Origin of the sequence: Variovorax sp. PMC12 (genome assembly GCF_003019815.1) — a bacterium.
Taxonomy (GTDB): domain Bacteria; phylum Pseudomonadota; class Gammaproteobacteria; order Burkholderiales; family Burkholderiaceae_C; genus Variovorax.
In genome coordinates, this window is sequence record NZ_CP027773.1 from 2,925,809 (window position 1) to 2,947,813 (window position 22,005).

The following is a 22,005-nucleotide window of genomic DNA, read 5'->3' on the forward strand; positions in this document are numbered from 1 at the left end:
GTCAGTGCCCTCCCGCCTTGCCGACGCGCAGCCGCGGATCGACCACGAAGTACAGCAGGTCGACCACGAGGTTGATCACCACGAAGATCAAGGCAATCAGGCACAGGTAGGCGGCCATCACCGGAATGTCGGCGAAGGTCACGGCCTGGATGAACAGCAGGCCCATGCCGGGCCACTGGAACACCGACTCGGTGATGATCGCAAAGGCGATGAGGCCGCCGAGCTGCAGGCCGGTGATGGTCATCACGGGCACCAGCGTGTTCTTGAGCGCATGGCCGAAATGTATCGCGCGGTTCGACAGGCCGCGGGCGCGCGCGAACTTGATGTAGTCGGTGCGCAGCACTTCGAGCATCTCGGCGCGCACCAACCGCATGATGAGCGTGAGCTGGAAGATCGCCAGCGTCACCGCCGGCAGCACGATGTGCTGCCAGCCGTCGACGCTGAAGAGACCGCTGCTCCACCAGCCGAACTTGACGGTCTCGCCGCGCCCGAAGCTCGGGAACCAGCCCAGCGTCACGGCAAAGACGAGGATCAGCAGGATGCCGATCAGGAATGTGGGCAGCGACACGCCGAGCAGCGACACCGTCATGAAGAACTGGCTCAGGAAGGTGCCCCGGCGCAGTGCGGTGTAGACACCCATCGGAATGCCGATGAACAGCGCCAGCACGGCAGCCACGAGCGCCAGTTCGAGCGTGGCCGGGAAGCGCTCGCCGATCAGGCGCGACACCTTCGCGCCCTGGCGCAGGCTCAGCCCGAACTCGCCTTGGGCGGCATTGACCAGGAAGTGCCAGAACTGCACGAAGAAGGGCTGGTCGAGCCCCAATGCGGCGCGCAATTCACGGATCTGGTCGGGCTTCGCGTCCTGCCCCAGGAGGAACACGACGGGATCACCGACATATTGGAACAAGAGGAAGGCGATGAACGCGACCGCGACCATCACGATCACGGCCTGGATCAGGCGGCGCAGTACGAAGGCAATCATTCAGTAAACAAAGTGAACTGGCATGCTAGCAGTGCAAGGTGCGTGCCCGCACGGTGGTTCCCCGAGGGTGCAGTCCGTGATTTCCCCAAGGGCAGCATGAAAACCGCAGACGAAAAAAAGCCACTCGACTTTCGCCGAGTGGCTTTTGGCTTTTTCATTCGAAGCTGGCTTGCGCCAGCGTCAAATTAGAAAGCGTGACGGATACCGAAGTCGTAGCCGGTCGAGGTCTTCGGGGTGAAGGTGCCAGCTGCGTTTTGGTAGAAGCCAGGGCCGCCAACGGTCAGGCCAGCGCCGTTCTTGTTGCTGATGCGAGCAACCGTAGCGTACAGAGCCGTGCGCTTCGACAGGTTGTGCACGTAGCCCAGAGCCAGCTTGTTAGCCTTCGGGTCGGCGTTGTTGTTCAGCACGAACGGGTTGTAAGGCTGGTTCGTGTCGTACTTGACTGCCGAGTACGAAGCGCGGATCAGGCCGGCACCGACGGGAACCGTCACGCCGATCAGGTAGCCCTTCAGGTCGATGTCGTTGCGGCCGCCCAGGAAAGGCGTCACTTCGTAGTCGATCTTGTTCTTGGCTTGCGACACTTCACCGAACAGCTTCACGGGACCGAAGTCATACGAAGCGCCCAGGTTCAGGGTGTTGACCTTGGTGGTCGTGCCAGCGTAGTAGTTGTCGCCAACAGTGCTCGAACCGTAGGCCAGAGCCACGTCCAGAGGACCGTTCGCGTAGCCGAAACGGCCACCGACGTAACGACCTTGACGAGCGGCGTTAGCCGTCGTGGGCGTGTAGATGCCGTTGTCGTACTTGGTCTTCTCGCTCATGCCGTACATCACTTGGCCATAGAAGCCGCCGAGGTTCGGGGGCAGGAAGTAGCCAATGGTGTTGCTTGCGCGAACGTAGTTGCTGGAGCCGACGTTGGTGAACGCGCCGGTCGAAGCTGCGGGGGTACCGAAGTTGCCGAACGTGCCATTGGCCGTCGAGATCAGGTTGGTGCCAACGCCGTTGGTGCCGAACGGATCGAACACGGTGTCGTTCCAGAACGTCGGGGTGTAGTCACGACCCAGGCGGATTTCACCGAAACCACCCGACAGGCTCACGGTAGAGCGACGTGCGAACGTAGCGATACCTTGTTGGCCGTCGTCGTTGGAGATCGGGGCTTCGAGCCAGAAGCTGGCTGCCAGGCCACCACCGAGGTCTTCCGTACCACGGAAGCCCAGACGGCTGGAGTTGTAGCCCGAGTTAGCCAGTTGACGGCTGCTGGTCTTGACCGAACCTTGGTTCAGGTAGACGGGAATGCCGAAAGCATTGGGGAACACGGTCGGGTTCAGGTCACGTGCCGTGCTCGAATAGCCGCTGATCGACGCGTCGACCACACCAAACAGAGTGACGGACGACTGAGCCGAGGCAACACCGGCGACAGCCAGGGCAGCCAGAGCAACTAGAGATTTTTTCATTGCAAGTTTCTCCAAGGTTAAACATAGGGCTCCGGTGCGAAGGGCTCACCGTGACTGGCACATTTGTGCTCCCACCGGACCCCGGGCCAACCTCCTTTTGGGAAGTTGATGCTATTGCACCAGAGCCGCTGCGGCAGGGCAAAACAAATCTCCCGAAATGTTGGCTGGTCTGCGCGTTTCGTTGCAGTCCTGCAACAAAGGTCTTAGGGCAGCTTCGCTCCACTATATGAAATGCAATGCCCGTTCGATCCGGGGTTTCCCGTGTGCGGTCAAATAGGAGCATGACTGCTTTGTTTGATCCCGTCCTGACCGCGGCGGACGCGGCATTGCGCACCCTGTTTGCCCGTCCCCATGCAACCCGGGCACTGCCTGCGCCTTCCCAGGCACCGGGCGAAATGAGCGAGGCGGAGCGCCGCGAAGCCGGCGCGTTGATGCGCGTGAACCATGTCGGTGAAGTCTGCGCGCAGGCGCTTTACACGGCCCAGGCCGCCGTGGCACGTGATCCCGCCCTGCGCGCGCATTTCATCGAGGCCGCGCATGAGGAAACGGATCACCTGGCCTGGACACGCCAGCGCCTCGATGATCTGGGGGCGAGGCCGTCCCTCCTGAATCCGATCTGGTATGCCGGGGCATTCGGCCTCGGCCTCGTTGCGGGGCGTCTTGGAGACCCATTGAGCCTGGGCTTCGTCGCGGAGACGGAGCGCCAGGTGGAGGCCCACCTGGACAGCCATCTGGACCGGCTTCCGCCCGCGGACAGCGCCTCTAGAGCCGTGGTCGAGCAGATGAAGGTTGACGAAGCACGCCACGCCGCGCAAGCCGTCGATGCAGGCGCCGCGGAGCTGCCCGCCCCGGCCAAGGCGTTGATGCGCATGGCTTCCCGCGTGATGACCACGCTGGCGCACCGCATCTGAGGGCGGCCGCCAGCTTCAGGTCTCGATCAGGTCGAAGCTGGTCGTGATTTCAGCGGTCTTCGCCAGCATGATGCTGGCCGAGCAGTAGGTTTCGTGGCTCAGCGCAATCGCACGCTCCACAGCGGCGGCCGGAATGCCCTTGCCGGCCACGGTGAAGTGCATGTGGATCTTGGTGAAGACCTTGGGATCCTTTTCAGCGCGCTCGCTGGTGAGCTTGACACTGCATCGCTCCACCTGGTGACGCCCGCGCTTGAGGATCAGCACGACGTCATAGGCCGTGCAGCCACCCGTGCCGGCCAGCACGGTCTCCATCGGCCTGGCGGCCAGGTTCTGGCCGCCGTTCTCGGGTTTTGCGGCGTCAGGGGCGCCATCCATCATCAGGACGTGGCCGCTGCCCGTCTCGGCCACGAAGCCCATGGCCGACCTGGTGCCCGAGTCGCCGGTCCAACTTACTGTGCATTCCATGAAATATTGGGTTTCCATTGAGGGATGTCGGGCAAAAATGCACGCCGACACCCGCTTGTGTGTGGGAAAAGCATCACTCGCTTGTTGCATCGCAACAAACAGCCGATATACTTTATTTCATTGCGCAAACGTATGCGCACCCAGTTGTCTCCTCCACCCTTCCAATTGGTGGATTTAGCCCCGAGCTGCAAAGCTCGGGGCTTTTTTCTTTCCGCGCCACCCTTGCGCCCCCTGAGGCCACTCTAGTTTTCGCGCCGAAAGGGCAGTTGCTCTGGCTGCCCTGGCTGTCGCCGGTGTTGCCTCGGCCCAGTCGTCCGTCACCCTGTTCGGTGTGGTCGACGCATCGATCAGCGGCTATTCGAGCACCTCGCGTGACCTGAAGCCCACCGTTCTGAACAACAACTTCGGCGCTGCCACCTATACGAACCGGGGCAGCGTCAAGGTCAGCCGTACGGCCCTGGCCAACTCTGGCTACAACACCAGCCGCCTGGGCTTCCGTGGCACGGAAGACCTTGGTGGCGGCCTGGCAGCCAGCTTCTGGCTCGAAGCCCCCGTCTCCAACGACGACGGCGCCACTGGCGTTTCGACCTTCTCGCGTCGCTCGACCGTGAGCCTGTCGGGCGGTTTCGGTGAAATCCGCCTGGGTCGTGACTACACCCCGACCTTCTGGAACGACACCGTGTTCGACCCGTTCGGCACCAACGGCGTGGGCTCCAACCTGATCAACACGGCCAGCGGCTACAACTTGAGCACGGGCGGCGCCAAGGACACCGGCGGCTTCGGCGGCAACCAGAACTACTCTCGCGCCAGCAATTCGATCGGCTACTTCCTGCCGCCGAACCTCGGTGGCTTCTATGGTCAAGTGATGTACGCGTTCCACGAGAACGACAAGTACAGCAGCGGCCGATTCACCCCGGAAGACAGCGCCACCTCGAAGAGCCGCGCAGGCCGTTACATCGGCGGTCGCATCGGCTACGCCAACGGTCCCCTGGACGTGGCAATGGCCTATGGCAATAGCACGGTCGGCGATCAGTTCTACGCAGGCACCACCGACTCGGTGAAGACCTTCAACCTGGGCGCCTCGTACGACTTCGGCCCCGCGAAGCTGTTCGGCGAACTGTCGCGCCTCAAGAACTCGCGCGACTACGCAATCAGGCCGATCACCGGTGCGCGTTCCGACGTCGATCTGACCGGTTACCTGATCGGTGTGACCGTGCCGGTGGGCGCTGGCCTGATCCGCGCGTCGTACTCGGCAGTCAAGTACGACCGCAACCTGCCCTTCGACTACTTCAACCCCGCCAACAACCTTGATCCGAAGGCCAACAAGCTGGCTCTTGGCTACGTGCACAACCTGTCGAAGCGCACCGCTCTGTACGCAACGATCGCTCGCGTCAGCAACAAGAACGGTGCCGCCCTGACCGTTGGCGGCCCTGGCTTCTACAAGGTTACGGATCGCGTGTTCACGCCGAAGACCTCGACGGGCTACGACTTCGGCGTCCGCCACGCTTTCTGATCTTCTCGGTCTGATCCCGATGCTGGCTCCTGCCAGTTCGAATCAACAGCAAAGCCTCGAGTCGCCCGGTTCACGCCGGGCGGCTTTTTGGCCTTTCCATCCCACTTTTTCAGCTGCCCCGGCTACGCCGGCTTTGCAGCAACCCCACATTCATTTCTCCGCTCAACACCGATGCGTAGAAACGTTCGACCATGTTGACGCTCGTACGCGCATTGCGCGCCAAGGTCAGCATGTCGATCCCCTGCCCGTACAAGAGCCGCAGCGTGATTGCGGTATGGCGCAAGCAATACAGCGTCCTCGACTGGCCCAACGGCCCTTTCTCGAGACCGGCCTTTTCGAGCACCCAGTGAAAGAAGAAGTTGAGCACCGCCAGCGCATGCTCGCGGTTTTTCAACTGCGGCATGAAGATGTAGTCTTCCGCGCCGCCGTACCCATGCTCGCCGCGATAGGCGAGCAAGCATTCGTACACGCGCACCGCGGGACGAAGACTCACGATGGGCTGGCTGTGCCGCTTGGTCTCCGGCAAGTTCATCCGCAGATACACGTGCTTGCCGCGCACGATCTCGATGTGCTTGTGCTTCATGAGCTTGATGTCGCTCGGACGCACGAAGGTGTTAACCATCCATCGAATCAGCCAGGGCAACTCGTCCGGCATCACAAGCAACTCGCGCGCTATCCAGAAACGTTCGCCGGCAGCAAGTTGATCGAGCACCGGATGCGATTGCCCTCGCAAGCTGCGCGCGGTTTCGATGATCGTCCGGTACTCCGCCACGCTGAAGCTCCCACGCGGCTGGCTGCGCACCTTGACCTTTGGAAAGGCAGGCGCATCGCGAAGCACGCCGATGTGAACGCCGTGCATGACCACCTTGCGCAGCAACACGAGGTACTGGGCAATCGTCGTACTGGTGAAGCCCTGCTCACCCAGGTGATCGATCAAACGTTGCGCGTCCGCAGTTGCAAACGACTGCGCAGGCACATCACCCAACAGCGGAACGATGTGCGCGCGCAATCTGTTGCCCATCACCTGCCAGGTGGCACGCCCGATTTCCTTTCGCTGAACGCGCGCGGCCTCCGCCTGCATCAGCCCTTTCGAAAGATCACTGACAGAAATTGATAACAGATTTTGCTCAATCGTAAATTGATTGGCGGTGGTATGAATCGCGGGATAGGTGCGTCCAAAAAATCCCGAATCATTAGCGGCAGGGGCTTTGTTGAAGAGGTTTATGACATTTGTGTCCATGTCATATCCCGCATGCAATCGCGATGCCTCTTATCATCGACAGTTAACAACTGAAAACTCCCTTGGAAAAAATCGTGCGCAATGCACCTGTTACTCCGGCGCTGACGCCCGCCGACTATCTCAGAAAAATACTCAACGCCCGGGTCTACGACGTGGCCGTCGAGTCCGCGCTCGAGAAGGCGCGTGCGCTCAGCGCGCGACTCGGCAACACGGTGCTGCTCAAGCGCGAAGATCAGCAGCCGGTCTTCAGCTTCAAGCTGCGTGGTGCCTATAACAAGATGGCGCACTTGAGCGCGGCGCAATTGGCGAGCGGCGTGATTTGCGCATCGGCCGGCAATCACGCGCAAGGCGTTGCATTGGGCGCGCGCAAGCTCGGTACGCGCGCCGTCATCGTCATGCCGGTGACGACACCCAAATTGAAGATCGACGCAGTGCGCGGTTTCGGCGGCGAAATCGTCTTGCATGGCGACAGCTATTCAGATGCGTATCTGCACGCACTCGAACTGCAGGCTCAACAAAACCTCACCTTCGTTCATCCGTTCGACGACCCCGATGTCATTGCAGGCCAGGGCACGATCGCAATGGAAATCCTGCGCCAGCACCAGGGCCCGCTCGATGCGGTGTTCGTCGCGATCGGCGGCGGCGGACTGATCTCGGGCGTGGCCAACTACATCAAGGCCGTGCGCCCCGAGATCAAGGTGATCGGCGTGCAGATGAACGACTCCGACGCGATGATGCAATCGGTCGCGGCACACCAGCGCGTGAACCTGCCGGACGTCGGCCTGTTTTCGGACGGCACTGCCGTCAAGCTGGTGGGCGAGGAGACCTTCCGCATCGCCAACGAACTCGTCGACGACTACATCGCAGTGGACACCGACGCCGTGTGCGCAGCCATCAAGGACATCTTCGTCGACACGCGCAGCATCGTCGAGCCCGCCGGAGCGCTGGCCGTGGCCGCGATCAAGGAATACGCGGCGAAGCACGGCCGCCAGGGCGAGACCTACGCGGCGATCCTCTGCGGCGCCAACATGAACTTCGACCGGCTGCGCTTCGTGGCCGAGCGCGCCGAGGTCGGCGAGGAACGCGAGGCATTGTTCGCCGTCACGATGCCCGAAGAGCGCGGCAGCTTCCGCCGCTTCTGCGAGCTGATCAGCGAAATGCCGGCCAGCGATTCCGAGGGCGGTGGCGCGCCGCGCAACGTCACGGAGTTCAACTACCGCATCAGCGATGCCGCCAAGGCGCATGTGTTCGTCGGCCTCACGACCTCGGCGCGCGGCGAGTCGGCCACCATCGCACGAACCTTCAACGACCACGGCTTCGACTCGCTCGACCTCACGCACGACGAGCTTGCGAAAGAGCATCTGCGGCACCTGGTCGGCGGACGCACGGGCCTCGCGCACGACGAGCGCCTGCTGCGCTTCGTGTTCCCGGAACGGCCGGGCGCGCTGCTCAAGTTCCTGAGCCTGATGCAACCGAACTGGAACATCAGCCTGTTCCATTACCGCAACCAGGGCGCCGACTACGGCCGCATCCTCGTCGGGCTGCAGGTTCCGGCCGGCGAGTCGACGGAGTTCACGGCCTTCCTCGAAACGCTGGGCTATCCCTACGTCGAGGAAACGGCAAACCCCGCATACCGGCTCTTCCTGCAAGCCTGAGCGGAAGACCGAAAAACGAAAGCCGGCGCAAGGCCGGCTCGATTCGTCGTTCGCGTGGTGCGCGTGGTTGGCGTTATTGCGCTTGCGCCGGCATCGGCTGCGGCGCCATGGCCGCGGGCGGCGCGGCCTGCGGCAGTCCGACAGGCGACACGACGACCGGCGTGGGAGAAGTCACTGTGGGAAGCACCGGCGACGCGCTCACGCTGATGGGCGCGCGCACCGGCAGTTGCAGGGTGAACGCCGCCGGCCCGTCGACCTGCGCGCCCAGCGTTGCCGAACGCAGGCCCACGGACTGCAGCACGTAGTTGTCGCCCACCTTGGAGCCGACGCGGAACGGGCGCGGCGGCTTGCCGTCGATGGCAATGAGCGCCGCCCCCTGCTTCGACGGGTCCGCGACCACGCCCGACAACGCGAAGCGGCTCGCTGCTTCCGGCGCTACCGGCGCCGCGCTCGACGCGGGCAGCACGCCCAGCAGGCGGGCCACCGCATCGGAATCAGCCGCCACCGAAGGGCGCGGCATCGATGCCGCTGCGGCCACCGCGTCGGCGGGCGAAGCCAGCCGGAGTACCCAGAACACCGCGGCACCGGCGGCCAGCGCCCAAACTCCCGTGGTTGCAAGTGGGGCATGCCAGCGGGCGGCGGAGTAAGGACTTGTCATGGCCGCGGATTATCATGCAGCGCGCTTTCCGAATCATGTCGTCCAACCTATGAACAAATTCCTTCGTGCCGCCACCCGCACCGCCCAACGCGGCTTCACGCTGATCGAGCTGATGGTGGTGCTGGTCATCATCGGTGTGCTGGCCGCACTGATCGTGCCGAACGTGATCGAGCGCGCCGACGACGCCCGCGTGACTGCCGCACGCACCGACATCAACAATCTCATGCAGGCGCTCAAGCTCTACCGCCTGGACAACCAGCGCTACCCCACCGCCGAGCAAGGCCTGCAGGCGCTGCTCACGCGCCCGACCACCGGCCCGGCCGCGCCCAACTGGAAGCCCTACGTGGAGAAGCTGCCCAACGACCCGTGGGGCCACCCTTACCAGTACATGAACCCGGGCATCAAGGGCGAGGTCGATGTGCTTTCGTTCGGCGCCGACGGCCAGAGCGGCGGCGAAGGCAAGAATGCCGACATCGGCAGCTGGCAGTAGCGGCATTGGCGCGCGGCGCCGCAACCAGCCTCCGCGCTGCTCATCCTCCGGCTTCACACTGCTGGAGCTGATCGTCGTGATCGCGATCATCGCGATCGCCACCGCCGCCGTGAGCTTTGCGATGCGCGACACCAACGCCGCCAAGCTCGACCGCGAAGCCGACCGGCTCGCCGCCCTGCTCGAATCGGCCCGCGCGCAGTCGAGGGCCAGCGGTGTCGCCGTACGCTGGCGCCCCGTGGAAGGCAGCTTCGTGTTCGACGGCCTGCCGCCCGACGCACTGCCCAGCGGCTGGGCCGCCGAAGGCATCACGGCCCAGCCCGCGCTTGCCAACGGCACGCCGGTGCCCGTGTTGCAGCTCGGTCCCGACCCGATCATTCCGGCGCAGCAGGTGACGCTCTTTTCCGCCGGCCCACCCGCACGCACGCTGCGCATCGCCACCGACGGGCTGCGCCCGTTCACCGTCTTTGCGGACGCACCATGACCAGCAGCAGGCCCGCCACATTCGCCTCGCGCAAGGCGCGCATCAGCGGCTTCACGCTGATCGAAGTGCTGATCGCGCTGGGCATCGTCGCGATCGCATTGGCCGCCGGCTCGCAGGCCACGATGTCGCTCACGCGCAACGCGCAGCGCCAGTCCGACCTGGTGCTGGCCGACCTGTGCGCCGAGAACGAGCTCGCCAAGGCCCGCCTCGCACGGCAGATGCCGGCCGTGGGCGACTCGGGCTCCATCTGCGCGCAGGCCGGCCTGTCGTTCAACGTGACGACGACGACCACGCCCACGCTCAACCCGAATTTCCGCCGCGTCGACGTGCAGGTGCGCGACGAGGCCAATGCGCCCATCCTGCGCATCTCCACCGTGGTCGGGCGCTACTGATGCACGACGCCCGCCAGGCCCGTCCGGGCACAACTTCACGCGGCTTCACGCTGATCGAGCTGCTGGTGGCCATCGCGGTGATGGCGCTGCTTTCGCTCGTGAGCTGGCGCGGGCTCGACAGCATGTCGCGCGCCACCACCCAGAACAAGCAGCGCGCCGACGCGGTCCTGACCCTGCAGGCCACGCTCGCGCAGTGGGGCGCCGACCTCGACGCCATGACCACGCTGGCGCAGACCCGTCCGATCGACTGGGACGGCCGCGTGCTGCGGCTCACCCGGCGCGGCGGCGACACCACGTCGCCTTCGGTGCTGGTGGTGGCCTGGGCGCTGCGGGCCGGCCCCGACGGCACGCGCTGGCGGCGCTGGCAGTCACTGCCCTTCACCACGCGCGGCGAATGGCAGCAGGCCTGGAACCTTGCGGCCGCGTGGTCGCAGGACGGCGGCACGCAGACCGGCGGCGCTTCCGACACCGCGCTGGTGCCCGTCAACAGCTGGCAACTCTTCTATTTCCGCGACAACAGCTGGGTGCCCGCCAGCCAGCTGGCCAGTGTCGCGCCCAACCCCAACAACCCGGCGGGCCCCGTCATCGCGATGCCCGACGGCGTGCGCCTCGTGCTGAGCCTGCCGCCGGGCGACGGCCTCTCGGGCACGCTCACGCGCGACTGGGTCCGCCCGACCGTGGGATCGCCCAGATCATGAGCACGACGACCCGCCGCAACCAGTCGGGCGCCGCGCTGCTGGCGGCGATGCTGACCGTCATGCTGGTCGCGACCTTCGCGGCCGCCGCGCTGTGGCAGCAGTGGCGCGCTTCGGAGGTCGAAGGCGCCGAGCGCGCGCGCGTGCAGGCGGCATGGGTGCTGATCGGCGCGCTCGACTGGTCGCGCCTGATCCTGTCCGAGGACGGGCGCGCCGGCGGCCCCGACCACCTGGGCGAGCCGTGGGCCGTGCCCCTCGAGGAAGCGCGGCTCACCAGCTTCCTGTCGGCCGAGAAGAACGTGGCCAGCGACAACCTCGAGGGCCTGCCCGACGCGTTCCTCTCGGGCCGCATCGTCGATGCGCAGTCCAAGCTCAACGTGCTGTCGCTGGTCGACGGCGGCAAGCCGGTGCCGGCCAGCGTGGCCACCTTCACCCGCCTGTTCAACCTGCTGGGCCTGCCGCTGTCGGAGCTCAACCGCATGACGGCGGGGCTCGCGGGTGCGCTGGCCAGCGACAGCGGTGCCGACGGCAGCGGCGCGCCGCTGATGCCGCAGGAAGTCTCGCAACTGGTGTGGCTCGGCCTCTCGCCTTCCACCGCCGCGGCACTGGAACCCTACGTGACGATCCTGCCGGTGCGCACCACGCTGAACATCAACACGGCCAGCGCCGAGGCCATCAGCGCGAGCATGGAGTCGCTCAGCATCGCCAATGCGCGCCAGCTCGTCGAGCGGCGCACGCGCGCCTTCTTCAAGGACCTGGCCGCCGCCAATGCCGCGCTGCCCAGCGGCGGCGCTCCATTCAATGCCGCGCAGCATGGCGTGGGCACGCAGTTCTTCGAGGTCTACGGCAAGCTGAGGCTCGACCGCACCTGGGTCGAGGAGCACTCGCTCCTACAACGCAACGGTGTCACGGTGACGACGGTCTGGCGCACGCGCGGCGCCGGCGCAACGAACTCTCCGGTCAAACCCTGATTTCGAGCGCATTTTTGTTAACAAAAGGTCCTCCAACGCCCGTCACGTCAACAAGTTACGCTATCGAAATCAGAGCGCCAGCCTGTAAGACGCCCACCTACAATCACCGGCTTTTCCAACATCGACATGACTCCCCTGCTGCTCATTGCCCCCCTCCCTCCGGCAGATGCCGCGAGCGAGTACGACTGGGCCCAGGCAGGCGACGACGGCATTGCATTGCGCAACCAAGGCCGCGCGCTGCTGGCGCTCCTGCCATCGAGCACTGAAGTCATGCTCGGCATTCCCTCCGCGGCGCTGTCGTGGCACCGCGTCACCCTGCCCAAGGGCAGCACCGGCAGCGCCTCGAAACTGCGCGCCGTGCTGGACGGCCTGCTCGAAGAACACCTGCTCGACGAACCCGAAGCCCTGCACTTCGCGCTCGAGCCCGACGCCAAGGCCGGCGTGCCCGTGTGGGTCGCGGCCTGCAACCGCATCTGGCTGCGCAGCATCGTGCAAGGGCTCGAAGCGGCCGGGCGGCGCGTGGTGCGCATCGTCCCGGAGTTCGCACCGCAGCCGGCCGACGGCCCGCCGCTGCTGCAGATCACAGGCGAGCCCGAAGCACCGCAGCTCACGGTGTGCGACGCCGACGGCGTGGTCTCGCTGCCGCTGGCCGGCGCGGGGATGGCCCTGTCGGACGGCCTTCCGCTGGACACCGCGGTCATCACCACCGAGCCCGCCGTGGCAGAGGCCGCCGAGCACCTGCTGGAGCGCCGCGTGCCGATCGTGCAGACGCCGCAGCGCTGGCTGCAGGCCGCGCGCACGCCGTGGGAACTCGCGCAGTTCGACCTTGCCGCGACCGGCCGCGCGCGCGCCGGCAAGAAGTTCGCGTCGGTGCTGCAGACGCTGCGCTACGCCCCCGAATGGCGCGCCGTGCGCTGGGGCGTGGTCGTGCTGCTGCTGACGCAGCTGATCGGCCTGAACGCCTGGGCCTGGAAGGAGCGCAACGCGCTCGACGCCAAGCGCCAGGCCGCCAGGGCCATGCTGACCCAGACCTTCCCCTCGGTGAAGATCGTGGCCGACGCCCCGCTGCAGATGCAGCGCGAAGTGGCGGCGCTGCAGCAGGCCGTGGGCGACGTGGTCGGCAGCGACTTCGAACCCATGGTCGGCGCCCTCGCCACCAACCTCCCGCCCGGCAAGACCCCGACCGCCGTCGACTACAGCGCCGGCCAGCTGCGCCTGCGCGGGCTCGGTCTGCAGCCCTCCGAGGTCTCGCAGATCACCAACGCACTCACGCCGCGCGGCTACAACGTTCGCACCGAAGGCGACCTGCTGCTGGTCCAGGCCGAGGCCACCCGATGAACTTCAGCGAACAGCTCAAGGCCCGCTGGGCCACTCTTGAAACGCGCGAGCGGCGCATGGTCGCGGTCGCCGTCACGCTCGTGGCGCTGGCCCTGCTCTGGTGGATCGCGCTGGCGCCCGCCCTGCGCACGCTGGCCGCGGCGCCGGCCGAACACGCGCAGCTCGACGCCCAGCTGCAGCAGATGGCAACGCTGCAGAACCGCGCGAAGGCGCTGCAGTCGCAGCCGCGGCTGAACCGCGACGACGCGATGCGCGCCCTCGAAACATCCGTGCGCGAAGGCCTGGGCAACGGCAACGCCCAGCTCATGACGACCGGCGGCGACGGCGCCGCCACCGTCACGCTGCGGTCGGTGCCCGCTAACACTGTCGCCCAGTGGCTCGCGCAGGCACGCGGCAACGCGCATGCAGTGCCGCGCGAGGCGCACCTGACCCGCGCCCCCGTCGCCTCCGCACCCACGCCCACGCCCTCAGCCGGCAACAAGGACGCTTCGTCCGCGCCGCAGGTCCGCTGGGACGGCACCGTCGTCATGGCGCTGCCCGCAGCACGATGAGCCATCCCGCATGGTGACCCGGCCTCCCTCCTCCGGTCCCGCGCCGCGCCGCGGCTGGCGCTGGGCGCTGCTCGGCATCGCGATCGGCGTGGTGCTGACGGTGCTGATGTTCGCGCCGGCGCGCTGGCTGTCGGCGGCGCTGTCGGACTGGAGCCAGGGCCGGCTGGTGCTGGCCAACCCGCGCGGCACCGTCTGGAACGGCACGGCCGCCGTGGTGTTCGCCAGCGGTGCCGGCGGCGCCGAGGCGGTGTCGCTGCCCGGCCTGCTGCACTGGCGCATGCGTCCGGGCTGGGGCGGCATCTCCGCCAGCCTCGACCTGCCCTGCTGCGCGGCCCAGCCGCTGCAGCTGCGCGCCAGCCCGCGCGCCGGCGGCGTGCAGCTCGAATGGCAGGACAGCCGCTCGCGCTGGCCCGCCAGCATGCTCACCGGCCTGGGCGCGCCCTGGAACACGCTCAAGCTCGACGGCGCGCTCGACCTCACCACCAAGGCCTTCGCGATGCAATGGGACGGCCCCGCGCTGCGCATCGCGGGCCAGGCCACGCTCGACGCCACCGACGTTTCCTCCAGCCTGTCGACCTTGCGTCCGATGGGCAGCTACCGGCTCACGCTCGAAGGCGGCAACCGCCCCACGCTGCTGCTCAGCACGCGCGAAGGCAGCCTCGAACTGAACGGCAGCGGCAGCTGGAACGGCACCACCTTCCGCTTCAACGGCGAAGCCAATGCCGCGCCCGGCCGCGAAGACGCACTTTCCAATTTGTTGAACATCATCGGACGGCGCGACAACGCGCGTTCGATCATCACCCTGGGTTGATCCTCATGATGAAGCCACTGTTTTCGACCGGCACCGTCGCGCTCGCCGTGCGCGTGCTGATCGCGGCCACGTTCCTGCAGGCCGCGCCCGCGGCCTTCGCGCAGGCGGGCGACGCGCCGCGCCGCGGCGAGCCGATCACGCTCAACTTCGCCAATGCCGACATCGAGGCCGTGGCCCGCACCATGGCCGTGGTCACGGGCCGCGACGTGGTGGTCGATCCGCGCGTCAAGGGCACCATGAACCTCGTCACCGACCGCGCCATCCAGCCGGCGGCTGCGTTCAACCAGTTCGCCTCGGCGCTGCGCCTGCAGGGCTTCGCGGTGGTGGAGGCCGACGGCCTCTACAAGGTGGTGCCCGAGGCCGACGCCAAGCTTCAGAGCAGCGCCGTCAACACCTCCATCGGCGCCGTCTCGTCCAGCGGCAGCAACCAGATCGTCACGCAGATCTTCCGGCTCAACTACGAGTCGCCGAACAGCCTGCTGCCGGTGCTGCGCCCGCTGATACCGCCGAACAACACCATCAACGTGAATCCGGGCAACAACTCGCTCGTGATCACCGACTACGCCGACAACATGCGCCGGCTGGCCCGCATCATCGCGTCGCTCGACGTGCCCAACGCGTCCGACGTCGAGGTCATCCAGCTCAAGCACTCGGTCGCCACCGACATGGTGCCGCTGCTCACGCGGCTGGTCGACGGCAGCGGCTCGGGCGCACCGGGCGCGGCCGCCGCCCCGGGTGCCGCCGATGCATCGTTCCGCACCACGCTGCTGGCCGATCCGCGCAGCAATGCGCTGATCCTGCGCGCAGCCAACCCGGCGCGCGTGCAGCTGGTGCGCACGCTGGTCGAGAAGCTCGACCGGCCCGCCGCCGAAAGCAGCAACGGCGCGGCCGGCAACATCTACGTGGTCTATCTGAAGAACGCCGATGCGGTGCGCCTCGCGGCCACGCTGCGCGCGGCCATGGCCGCCAACCAGCAGTCCGGCACCCCGGGTCAGCCCGGCGCGACGGGCGGCAGCTCGGTGCCGCAGCAGAGCGCGCCGCAGGCCATGCAGGTGAACCTGAACAGCGGCGGCGGCCAGAACGGCAGCTCGCCCGCCGCCAGCGCACCGCTCAACAACGCCAACCAGCCCTCGACCGGCGGCCAGATCCAGGCCGATCCGTCGACCAATTCGCTCATCATCACCGCGCCCGAGCCGCAGTACCGCCAGATGCGCGCCGTGATCGACCGGCTCGACGGCCGCCGCGCGCAGGTCATGATCGAGGCGCTGATCGTCGAAGTGGGCGACACCGCCGCCGCGAAGTTCGGCGTGCAGTGGCAGAGCGCGCTGGGCAACAACGCCGTGCTCGGCACCAACTCGTCGGTGGCGGGTGCCAACCTGCTGACGCTGACGCAGGCGCTGGCCACCAAGAACCCGGCCAACCTCAACCTGACCTCGGGGCTGAACCTGGGCATTGCCGGCAAGATCGGCGGCCAGTACATCCTGGGCGCGATTGCCAGCTTCTTCGACAGCGACAAGGACTCCAACGTGCTGTCCAAGCCCAACCTGCTGACGCTGGACAACGAAGAGGCCAAGATCGTGATCGGCCAGAACGTGCCCTTCGTCACCGGCCAGTACGCGAGCACCTCGGGCTCCGTGGGCGTCAACCCGTTCACCACCGTCGAGCGCAAGGACGTCGGCCTGACGCTGCGCGTGCGCCCGACCATCAACGAGAACGGCACGGTGAAGCTGACGATCTTCCAGGAGACCTCCACGGTCGACCCGAACACCGTCAACAACCCGAACGGCCCCACCACCAGCAAGCGCTCGATCGAATCGAGCGTGCTGGTGGAAGACGGCGGCCTCGTCATGCTCGGCGGCCTGCTGTCGGACACCTACAACAACACGGTCGAGAAGGTGCCGGTGGCCGGCGACATTCCCGTGCTCGGCAACCTGTTCAAGAGCCAGGCGCGCACGCGCGAGAAGCTCAACCTCATGATGTTCCTGCGCCCGGCGGTGATGCGCGATGCCGTTTCCACCGAGGCCTTCGCCTACGACCGCTACGACGAGATCCGCGGCATGCAGCAGCGCTCGCAGCCCGACACCTCCAACGTGATGCTGCGCGGCGTCGACGGCGCGAACGTGCTGCCCGAGCTTGCCCCGCCGGCGCGCGCGGCGGAGCCGCCCCGGCGCGTCGAGTCGCGCATCGAAGGCACCCAGCTCATTCCGCCGCCGCGCCCGGCTGCGGACAACCGCCGGCTGGCTCCGAGCCCGCTGCGCGGCACGCTGCCGCCCACGGCCGACCCCGCCACGGCGCGCGAACTGCCCTGATGCCTCTACCATTCCCCGTCGCCAAGCCAAGAACGCACACGCCCCGCTGATCCCGCCCATGCGCTATCCCCTGCCCTACGCGTTCGCACGCAGCCAGCAACTCCTGCTCGAGGAGACCGACGACGGCAGCTACACGCTGTGGATGTCGAGCCATCCGGCGCGCAGCGCGGTCGGCGAGGTCTCGCGCAAGTACGGCGTGCGGACCTTCGAGGTGCTGGCCGACGGCCCGCTGGCGCAGCGCATCAGCGCGGCCTATGCGCAGGGCGAGTCGAGCGCGGCCGCGGTGGTGAGCGAGGTGCAGAACGAAGCCGACCTCTCCCGCATGATGCAGGAGCTGCCCGCGGTCGAAGACCTGCTGGCCAGCGCCGGCGACGCGCCCATCATCCGCATGCTGAACGCGCTGCTCACGCAGGCCGCGCGCGACGGCGCCAGCGACATCCACATCGAGCCCTACGAGCGCACGTCGTCCGTGCGCTTTCGCATCGACGGCACGCTGCGCGAGGTGGTGCAGCCCAACCGCGCGCTGCACGCCGCGCTGATCTCGCGCCTGAAGATCATGGCCGACCTCGACATCTCCGAGAAGCGGCTGCCGCAGGACGGGCGCATCAGCTTGCGCATCGGCACGCGCGCGGTCGACGTGCGGGTGTCGACGCTGCCCAGCGCCCACGGCGAACGCGCCGTGCTGCGCCTGCTGGACAAGAGCGAATCGAAGCTCACGCTCGAGTCGGTGGGCATGCAGGGCGACACGCTGGAGCGCTTTGAGAAGCTCATCGCGCAGCCGCACGGCATCATCCTGGTGACCGGGCCCACGGGCTCGGGCAAGACCACCACGCTGTACGCCGCGCTGGCCCGGCTGGACGCGAGCCGCAGCAACATCATGACGGTGGAAGACCCCATCGAATACGAGCTGCCGGGCGTGGGCCAGACGCAGATCAACGCCAAGATCGAACTCACCTTCGCGAAGGCCCTGCGCGCCATCCTGCGGCAGGACCCCGACGTGATCATGATCGGCGAAATCCGCGACTTCGAGACCGCGCAGATCGCCATCCAGGCTTCGCTCACGGGCCACCTGGTGCTGGCCACGCTGCACACGAATGATTCCGTCAGCGCCGTCACGCGCCTGACCGACATGGGCGTGGAGCCCTTCCTGCTGAGTTCGTCGCTGCTGGGCGTGCTCGCGCAGCGCCTCGTTCGCAAGGTGTGCACGGCATGCGCCGGCGCCGGCTGCGAGGTCTGCGGCCAGACCGGCTACCAGGGCCGCACCGGCATCTTCGAGCTGCTGGTGGCGGACGAGACCGTGCAAGGGCTGATCCACGGCAAGGCCGCCGAAAGCGAACTGCTGCAGGCCGGCGCGCGCGGCGGACTGCGCCTGATGCGCGAAGACGGCGAGCGGCTGGTGCAGGCCGGCATCACATCGCGCGCCGAACTGCTGCGCGTCACGCGCGACTGACCAGCGCCCCGGCCGCCCCATGCCCGCCTATTCCTTCGAAGCCATCGATGCCAGCGGCCAGTCGCGCGAAGGCGTGCTGGAAGCCGACACCGCCCGCAGCGCGCGCAGCCTGCTGCGGGCGCAGGCGCTCATTCCGCTGTCGGTCAAGCCGGTCGGCAGCGACCACGTCAACGGCACCGGCCAGCGCAGCGGCATGTCGCGCTGGCTCGGCGGCGGCAAGCGGGTCTTCAACTCCACCGGCCTCGCCGTGTGGACGCGCCAGCTCGCGGGCCTCGTGTCGTCCGGCCTGCCGCTGGAACGCGCGCTCACCGCGCTCACCGATGAAGCCGAATCGGAGCCGCAACGCAACCTCGTCGCCTCGCTGCGCGCGGAAGTCAACGCGGGCTCGCCGTTCGCGCGGGCGCTGTCGGCGCACTCGCGCGAGTTCTCGCCCATCTACACGGCGGTGATCGGCGCCGGCGAGCAAAGCGGCAACCTCGGCCTGGTGCTCGACCGGTTGGCCGACGACCTCGAGGAGCGCCAGGCGCTGCAGCAGAAGCTGATCGGCGCGGCGCTGTACCCGGCCATCGTCACGCTGGTGGCGATCGTGATCGTGATCTTCCTCGTGAGCTACGTGGTGCCGCAGGTGGCGCAGGTGTTCGCGGGCACCAAGCGCTCGCTGCCGTTCCTCACCACGGTGATGCTGTCGCTGAGCGCGGGCGTGCGCAACTACGGCTGGTGGATGCTCGGTGCCGTCGTGCTGGGTGCCGTCGGCATGCGGATGGCGCTGGCGCAGGAAGCCTTCCGCCTCAAGTTCGACGCGGCCTGGCTCAGGCTGCCGCTGGTGGGCAAGCTCGCGCGCGGCTACAACGCGGCGCGCTTCGCGAGCACGCTCGCCATGCTGGCCACGGCCGGCGTGCCCATTCTTCGTGCGCTGCAAGCCGCTTCCGAAACGCTGGGCAACCGCGCGATGCGCGCCGACGCGCTCGACGCGCTGGTGCTGGTGCGCGAAGGCGCGCCGCTGGCCTCGGCGCTGGCGCAGAAAAAGCGCTTTCCGGGCCTCGTGTCGATGTTCGCGCGCCTGGGCGAGCAGACCGGCACGCTGCCGCTGATGCTGCAGCGCGCGGCCAACCAGCTCGGCGCCGAAGTGCAGCGCCGCGCGATGCACCTGGCCACCATCCTCGAGCCGCTCCTGATCGTGGCGATGGGCGGCGTGGTCATGCTGATCGTGCTCGCGGTGATGCTGCCGATCATCCAGCTGAACCAGTTCGTCAAGTGACGGCCACCGCCAGGCAGGACGCAACATGCCCGTAACCCTCGAAGACAAGCTCGTGGTCGCGATCTCCTCGCGCGCCCTGTTCAACCTCGAAGAAGAAAACACGATCTTCGAGTCGGGGGACAACGAGGGCTACATGAAGCTGCAGCTCGACCGCATCGACGTGCCGGCCGCGCCCGGTATCGCGTATTCGCTGATCCGCAAGCTGCTGCGCTTCAACGACGACGGCGTGCAGCGCGTGGAGGTGGTGATCCTCTCGCGCAACGACCCGGTGTCGGGCATGCGCATCTTCAGGTCGAGCGCGGCCGCCGACATCAAGCTGCAGCGCGGCGTGTTCACGCAGGGCCGCCCGCCCTTCGGCTACCTGCGCCCGCTGCGCGCCCACCTGTTCCTGTCGGTCAACGCGCAGGACGTGCGCGAGGCGCTCAATGCCGGCTTTCCGGCCGCGCGCGTGCTGGTCGAATCGGTGAAAGCCAGCGACGCCTGGCCGAACGAAGTGCGCATTGCCTTCGACGGCGACGCCGTGCTGTTCTCCGACGAGGCCGAGCGCGTGTTCCAGGCCGAGGGCCTCGACGCCTTCCAGGCACACGAACTCAGCAAGGCCGACCTGCCGCTGCCCGAAGGCCCGTTCAAGCCGCTGCTGATGGCGCTGCACCGGCTGCAGATGGCCGGCAATGCGCAGATGCGCATCCGTACCGCACTGGTCACCGCACGCAGCGCCCCGGCGCACGAGCGCGCCATCCGCACGCTGATGAAGTGGAACATCCGCGTCGACGAGGCCATGTTCCTCGGCGGCCTGCCCAAGGGCGAGTTCCTGCGCGAGTTCGAGCCCGACTTCTTCTTCGACGACCAGACGGGGCACGTCGACGCGGCCTCGCGACATGTGCCTGCCGGGCACGTGAGCAGCGGCATCAGCAACGAGCCCTGAACCGAGCGCCCGGCCTCGTGCTTGCCCCCGCTGCTGACCGGGGCAAGAATGCCGGCATGCTGATCCTCCGACACGCCGACATCCTGGTCACCATGGACACCGAGCGGCGCGAAATCGCCGACGGCGCCGTGGTGTGCGACGGCCCCGCCATAGCCTGGACGGGTCCCACCGCCGACTTGCCCATCGCGTATCACGAGGCCCTGCGCGACGGCCGCGCCGAGGCCATCGACATGCGCGGCCACGTGGTGATGCCGGGCCTGGTCAACACGCACCATCACATGTACCAGAGCCTCACGCGCGCCGTGCCCGAGGCGCAGGACGCCGAGCTGTTCGGCTGGCTCACCAACCTGTACCTGCTGTGGGCGCGCATCACGCCCGAGATGATCCGCGTGTCGACGCAGACCGCGATGGCCGAGCTGATGCTCTCTGGCTGCACCACCACCAGCGACCATCTCTACCTGTTCCCCAACGGCTCGCGGCTCGACGATTCGATCGAGGCGGCCGACGCCATGGGCATGCGCTTCCACGCGGCGCGCGGCAGCATGAGCGTGGGCCGCAGCGCCGGCGGCCTTCCGCCCGACGAGGTGGTCGAGACCGAGGAAGCCATCCTGCGCGACAGCGAACGCCTCATCGGCCGCTGGCACGACGCCTCGCGCCATTCGATGCGCCGCATCGTGCTGGCGCCCTGCTCGCCGTTCTCGGTGTCGCGCGACCTGATGCGCCTGTCGGCGGAGCTGGCACGCGAGCGCGGCGTGTCGCTGCACACGCATCTGGCCGAGAACGACAACGACGTCGCCTACTCGCGCGAGAAGTTCGGCATGACACCGGCCGAGTACGCCGAAGACCTGGGCTGGGTCGGCCGAGACGTGTGGCATGCGCACTGCGTGAAGCTGGACGAGGCAGGCATCGCGCTGTTCGGCCGCACCGGCACCGGCGTGGCGCACTGCCCCTGCTCCAATATGCGGCTGGCCTCTGGCATCGCGCCCATCGGCGCCATGCGGCGCGCGGGCGTGCCCGTGGGCCTGGGCGTGGACGGCAGCGCGTCGAACGACGGCGCGCACATGCTGGGCGAGGCGCGCCAGGCCATGCTGCTGCAGCGCGTGGGTTACGGCCCGGCGGCGATGACGGCGCGCGAGGCGCTCGAGATCGCCACGCTGGGCGGCGCGCGTGTGCTGGGGCGCGACGACATCGGTGCGATCGCGCCCGGCATGTCGGCGGACATCGTGGCCTTCGACATGCGCGGCGTCGCGCATGCGGGTGCCGGACACGACCCGGTGGCGGCGCTGGTGTTCTGCACGCCGGCATCGGTGTCGCTGAGCGTGATCGGCGGCATGGTCCGCGTCCGCGGCGGCGAATTCACCGGGATCGAACTGGCACCGCTGCTGGCAAGGCACCGCGACCTCGCACGCACGCTGTACGAAGCCGCGCGTCACCCGCACACCGCCTGAGCCGTGCGGCG

The 22,005-nt window shown here is 67.4% G+C and carries 21 protein-coding genes; 16 read left to right on the forward strand and 5 right to left on the reverse strand.

Translation table 11 applies throughout. The features are described 5' to 3' along the window. Position 1: 1 nt before the first annotated feature. Both C4F17_RS13710 and C4F17_RS13715 read right to left on the reverse strand, forming a co-directional pair. A complete protein-coding gene (locus C4F17_RS13710; RefSeq protein WP_081268507.1) occupies positions 2-982 on the reverse strand; it encodes an ABC transporter permease in 981 nt (326 codons plus the stop codon). Positions 983-1,167: 185 nt separating this feature from the next. Further along, positions 1,168-2,433, reverse strand: a complete 1,266-nt coding sequence (locus tag C4F17_RS13715; protein WP_106935594.1) for a porin — start codon at positions 2,431-2,433, stop codon at positions 1,168-1,170. Between the two features lie 281 nt (positions 2,434-2,714). Here C4F17_RS13715 and coq7 point away from each other — a divergent pair, with 281 nt between their 5' ends. Then, complete coding sequence (coq7, locus tag C4F17_RS13720; protein ID WP_106935595.1) at positions 2,715-3,344, forward strand: 2-polyprenyl-3-methyl-6-methoxy-1,4-benzoquinone monooxygenase; 630 nt, start codon at positions 2,715-2,717, stop codon at positions 3,342-3,344. Positions 3,345-3,359: 15 nt separating this feature from the next. Here coq7 and C4F17_RS13725 read toward each other — a convergent pair whose 3' ends face one another. Continuing rightward, the gene (locus C4F17_RS13725) at positions 3,360-3,809 is read right to left on the reverse strand and encodes an OsmC family protein (protein ID WP_106937546.1); all 450 of its coding nucleotides are present in this window, start codon (positions 3,807-3,809) and stop codon (positions 3,360-3,362) included. Positions 3,810-4,080: 271 nt separating this feature from the next. Here C4F17_RS13725 and C4F17_RS13730 point away from each other — a divergent pair, with 271 nt between their 5' ends. Further along, complete coding sequence (locus C4F17_RS13730) at positions 4,081-5,322, forward strand: porin (protein ID WP_106935596.1); 1,242 nt, start codon at positions 4,081-4,083, stop codon at positions 5,320-5,322. A gap of 109 nt (positions 5,323-5,431) precedes the next feature. Here C4F17_RS13730 and C4F17_RS13735 read toward each other — a convergent pair whose 3' ends face one another. Then, positions 5,432-6,562 (reverse strand): hypothetical protein, encoded by a 1,131-nt coding sequence (locus C4F17_RS13735; protein WP_106935597.1) that lies wholly within the window; start codon positions 6,560-6,562, stop codon positions 5,432-5,434. Positions 6,563-6,612: 50 nt separating this feature from the next. Here C4F17_RS13735 and ilvA point away from each other — a divergent pair, with 50 nt between their 5' ends. Further along, on the forward strand, positions 6,613-8,217 hold the full coding sequence (gene ilvA, locus C4F17_RS13740; protein WP_106935598.1) for a threonine ammonia-lyase, biosynthetic: 1,605 nt from the start codon (positions 6,613-6,615) through the stop codon (positions 8,215-8,217). A 73-nt stretch (positions 8,218-8,290) separates the two neighbouring features. Here ilvA and C4F17_RS13745 read toward each other — a convergent pair whose 3' ends face one another. After that, entirely contained in the window at positions 8,291-8,875 is a 585-nt protein-coding gene (locus tag C4F17_RS13745) for a type II secretion system protein N (protein ID WP_106935599.1), read from the reverse strand. A 49-nt stretch (positions 8,876-8,924) separates the two neighbouring features. Here C4F17_RS13745 and gspG point away from each other — a divergent pair, with 49 nt between their 5' ends. The 13 genes from gspG (at position 8,925) to C4F17_RS13810 (ending at position 21,994) form a co-directional block, all read left to right on the forward strand. Then, entirely contained in the window at positions 8,925-9,365 is a 441-nt protein-coding gene (gene gspG, locus C4F17_RS13750) for a type II secretion system major pseudopilin GspG (protein ID WP_081268515.1), read from the forward strand. Continuing rightward, positions 9,340-9,846 carry a GspH/FimT family pseudopilin gene (locus C4F17_RS13755; protein WP_081268516.1) on the forward strand — a complete coding sequence of 169 codons (507 nt, stop codon included), beginning with the start codon at positions 9,340-9,342 and terminating at the stop codon, positions 9,844-9,846. The genes gspG and C4F17_RS13755 overlap by 26 nt, the downstream gene beginning before the upstream one ends. Next, a complete protein-coding gene (gene gspI, locus C4F17_RS13760) occupies positions 9,843-10,238 on the forward strand; it encodes a type II secretion system minor pseudopilin GspI (RefSeq protein ID WP_081268517.1) in 396 nt (131 codons plus the stop codon). Before C4F17_RS13755 ends, gspI begins: the two co-directional genes overlap by 4 nt. Further along, a complete protein-coding gene (locus C4F17_RS13765; RefSeq protein WP_106935600.1) occupies positions 10,238-10,936 on the forward strand; it encodes a PulJ/GspJ family protein in 699 nt (232 codons plus the stop codon). The genes gspI and C4F17_RS13765 overlap by 1 nt, the downstream gene beginning before the upstream one ends. Continuing rightward, positions 10,933-11,904 (forward strand): type II secretion system minor pseudopilin GspK, encoded by a 972-nt coding sequence (gene gspK, locus C4F17_RS13770; RefSeq protein WP_106935601.1) that lies wholly within the window; start codon positions 10,933-10,935, stop codon positions 11,902-11,904. The genes C4F17_RS13765 and gspK overlap by 4 nt, the downstream gene beginning before the upstream one ends. Before the next feature lie 126 nt (positions 11,905-12,030). After that, positions 12,031-13,242: a type II secretion system protein GspL gene (gene gspL / locus C4F17_RS13775; RefSeq protein ID WP_106935602.1), complete on the forward strand. Its 1,212-nt coding sequence runs from the start codon at positions 12,031-12,033 to the stop codon at positions 13,240-13,242. Continuing rightward, positions 13,239-13,793: a type II secretion system protein GspM gene (gene gspM, locus C4F17_RS13780; RefSeq protein WP_106935603.1), complete on the forward strand. Its 555-nt coding sequence runs from the start codon at positions 13,239-13,241 to the stop codon at positions 13,791-13,793. The genes gspL and gspM overlap by 4 nt, the downstream gene beginning before the upstream one ends. Positions 13,794-13,803: 10 nt before the next feature. Beyond that, positions 13,804-14,604 (forward strand): type II secretion system protein N, encoded by an 801-nt coding sequence (gene gspN, locus C4F17_RS13785; RefSeq protein ID WP_106935604.1) that lies wholly within the window; start codon positions 13,804-13,806, stop codon positions 14,602-14,604. Positions 14,605-14,609: 5 nt separating this feature from the next. Then, positions 14,610-16,913: a type II secretion system secretin GspD gene (gspD, locus tag C4F17_RS13790; protein WP_106935605.1), complete on the forward strand. Its 2,304-nt coding sequence runs from the start codon at positions 14,610-14,612 to the stop codon at positions 16,911-16,913. A gap of 58 nt (positions 16,914-16,971) precedes the next feature. Continuing rightward, a complete protein-coding gene (locus C4F17_RS13795) occupies positions 16,972-18,363 on the forward strand; it encodes a GspE/PulE family protein (protein ID WP_081268524.1) in 1,392 nt (463 codons plus the stop codon). 19 nt (positions 18,364-18,382) lie between these two features. Continuing rightward, positions 18,383-19,621 carry a type II secretion system inner membrane protein GspF gene (gene gspF, locus C4F17_RS13800; RefSeq protein ID WP_081268525.1) on the forward strand — a complete coding sequence of 413 codons (1,239 nt, stop codon included), beginning with the start codon at positions 18,383-18,385 and terminating at the stop codon, positions 19,619-19,621. Positions 19,622-19,646: 25 nt separating this feature from the next. Next, positions 19,647-20,546: a 5'-nucleotidase gene (locus C4F17_RS13805; RefSeq protein WP_081268526.1), complete on the forward strand. Its 900-nt coding sequence runs from the start codon at positions 19,647-19,649 to the stop codon at positions 20,544-20,546. 56 nt (positions 20,547-20,602) lie between these two features. Continuing rightward, positions 20,603-21,994, forward strand: coding sequence for an 8-oxoguanine deaminase (locus C4F17_RS13810; RefSeq protein ID WP_106935606.1), 1,392 nt, complete (start codon positions 20,603-20,605; stop codon positions 21,992-21,994). Positions 21,995-22,005: the final 11 nt, after the last annotated feature.

What these genes read in the sequence shown, in the direction of transcription:
- C4F17_RS13710 (WP_081268507.1), bottom strand. Translation starts at nt 982, where the DNA reads ATGATTGCCTTCGTACTGCGCCGCCTGATCCAGGCCGTGATCGTGATG.
- C4F17_RS13715 (WP_106935594.1), bottom strand. Translation starts at nt 2,433, where the DNA reads ATGAAAAAATCTCTAGTTGCTCTGGCTGCCCTGGCTGTCGCCGGTGTT.
- coq7 (WP_106935595.1), top strand. Translation starts at nt 2,715, where the DNA reads ATGACTGCTTTGTTTGATCCCGTCCTGACCGCGGCGGACGCGGCATTG.
- C4F17_RS13725 (WP_106937546.1), bottom strand. Translation starts at nt 3,809, where the DNA reads ATGGAATGCACAGTAAGTTGGACCGGCGACTCGGGCACCAGGTCGGCC.
- C4F17_RS13735 (WP_106935597.1), bottom strand. Translation starts at nt 6,562, where the DNA reads ATGGACACAAATGTCATAAACCTCTTCAACAAAGCCCCTGCCGCTAAT.
- C4F17_RS13745 (WP_106935599.1), bottom strand. Translation starts at nt 8,875, where the DNA reads ATGACAAGTCCTTACTCCGCCGCCCGCTGGCATGCCCCACTTGCAACC.
- gspG (WP_081268515.1), top strand. Translation starts at nt 8,925, where the DNA reads ATGAACAAATTCCTTCGTGCCGCCACCCGCACCGCCCAACGCGGCTTC.
- C4F17_RS13755 (WP_081268516.1), top strand. Translation starts at nt 9,340, where the DNA reads ATGCCGACATCGGCAGCTGGCAGTAGCGGCATTGGCGCGCGGCGCCGC.
- gspI (WP_081268517.1), top strand. Translation starts at nt 9,843, where the DNA reads ATGACCAGCAGCAGGCCCGCCACATTCGCCTCGCGCAAGGCGCGCATC.
- C4F17_RS13765 (WP_106935600.1), top strand. Translation starts at nt 10,238, where the DNA reads ATGCACGACGCCCGCCAGGCCCGTCCGGGCACAACTTCACGCGGCTTC.
- gspK (WP_106935601.1), top strand. Translation starts at nt 10,933, where the DNA reads ATGAGCACGACGACCCGCCGCAACCAGTCGGGCGCCGCGCTGCTGGCG.
- gspL (WP_106935602.1), top strand. Translation starts at nt 12,031, where the DNA reads ATGACTCCCCTGCTGCTCATTGCCCCCCTCCCTCCGGCAGATGCCGCG.
- gspM (WP_106935603.1), top strand. Translation starts at nt 13,239, where the DNA reads ATGAACTTCAGCGAACAGCTCAAGGCCCGCTGGGCCACTCTTGAAACG.
- gspN (WP_106935604.1), top strand. Translation starts at nt 13,804, where the DNA reads ATGGTGACCCGGCCTCCCTCCTCCGGTCCCGCGCCGCGCCGCGGCTGG.
- gspD (WP_106935605.1), top strand. Translation starts at nt 14,610, where the DNA reads ATGATGAAGCCACTGTTTTCGACCGGCACCGTCGCGCTCGCCGTGCGC.
- C4F17_RS13795 (WP_081268524.1), top strand. Translation starts at nt 16,972, where the DNA reads ATGCGCTATCCCCTGCCCTACGCGTTCGCACGCAGCCAGCAACTCCTG.
- gspF (WP_081268525.1), top strand. Translation starts at nt 18,383, where the DNA reads ATGCCCGCCTATTCCTTCGAAGCCATCGATGCCAGCGGCCAGTCGCGC.
- C4F17_RS13805 (WP_081268526.1), top strand. Translation starts at nt 19,647, where the DNA reads ATGCCCGTAACCCTCGAAGACAAGCTCGTGGTCGCGATCTCCTCGCGC.
- C4F17_RS13810 (WP_106935606.1), top strand. Translation starts at nt 20,603, where the DNA reads ATGCTGATCCTCCGACACGCCGACATCCTGGTCACCATGGACACCGAG.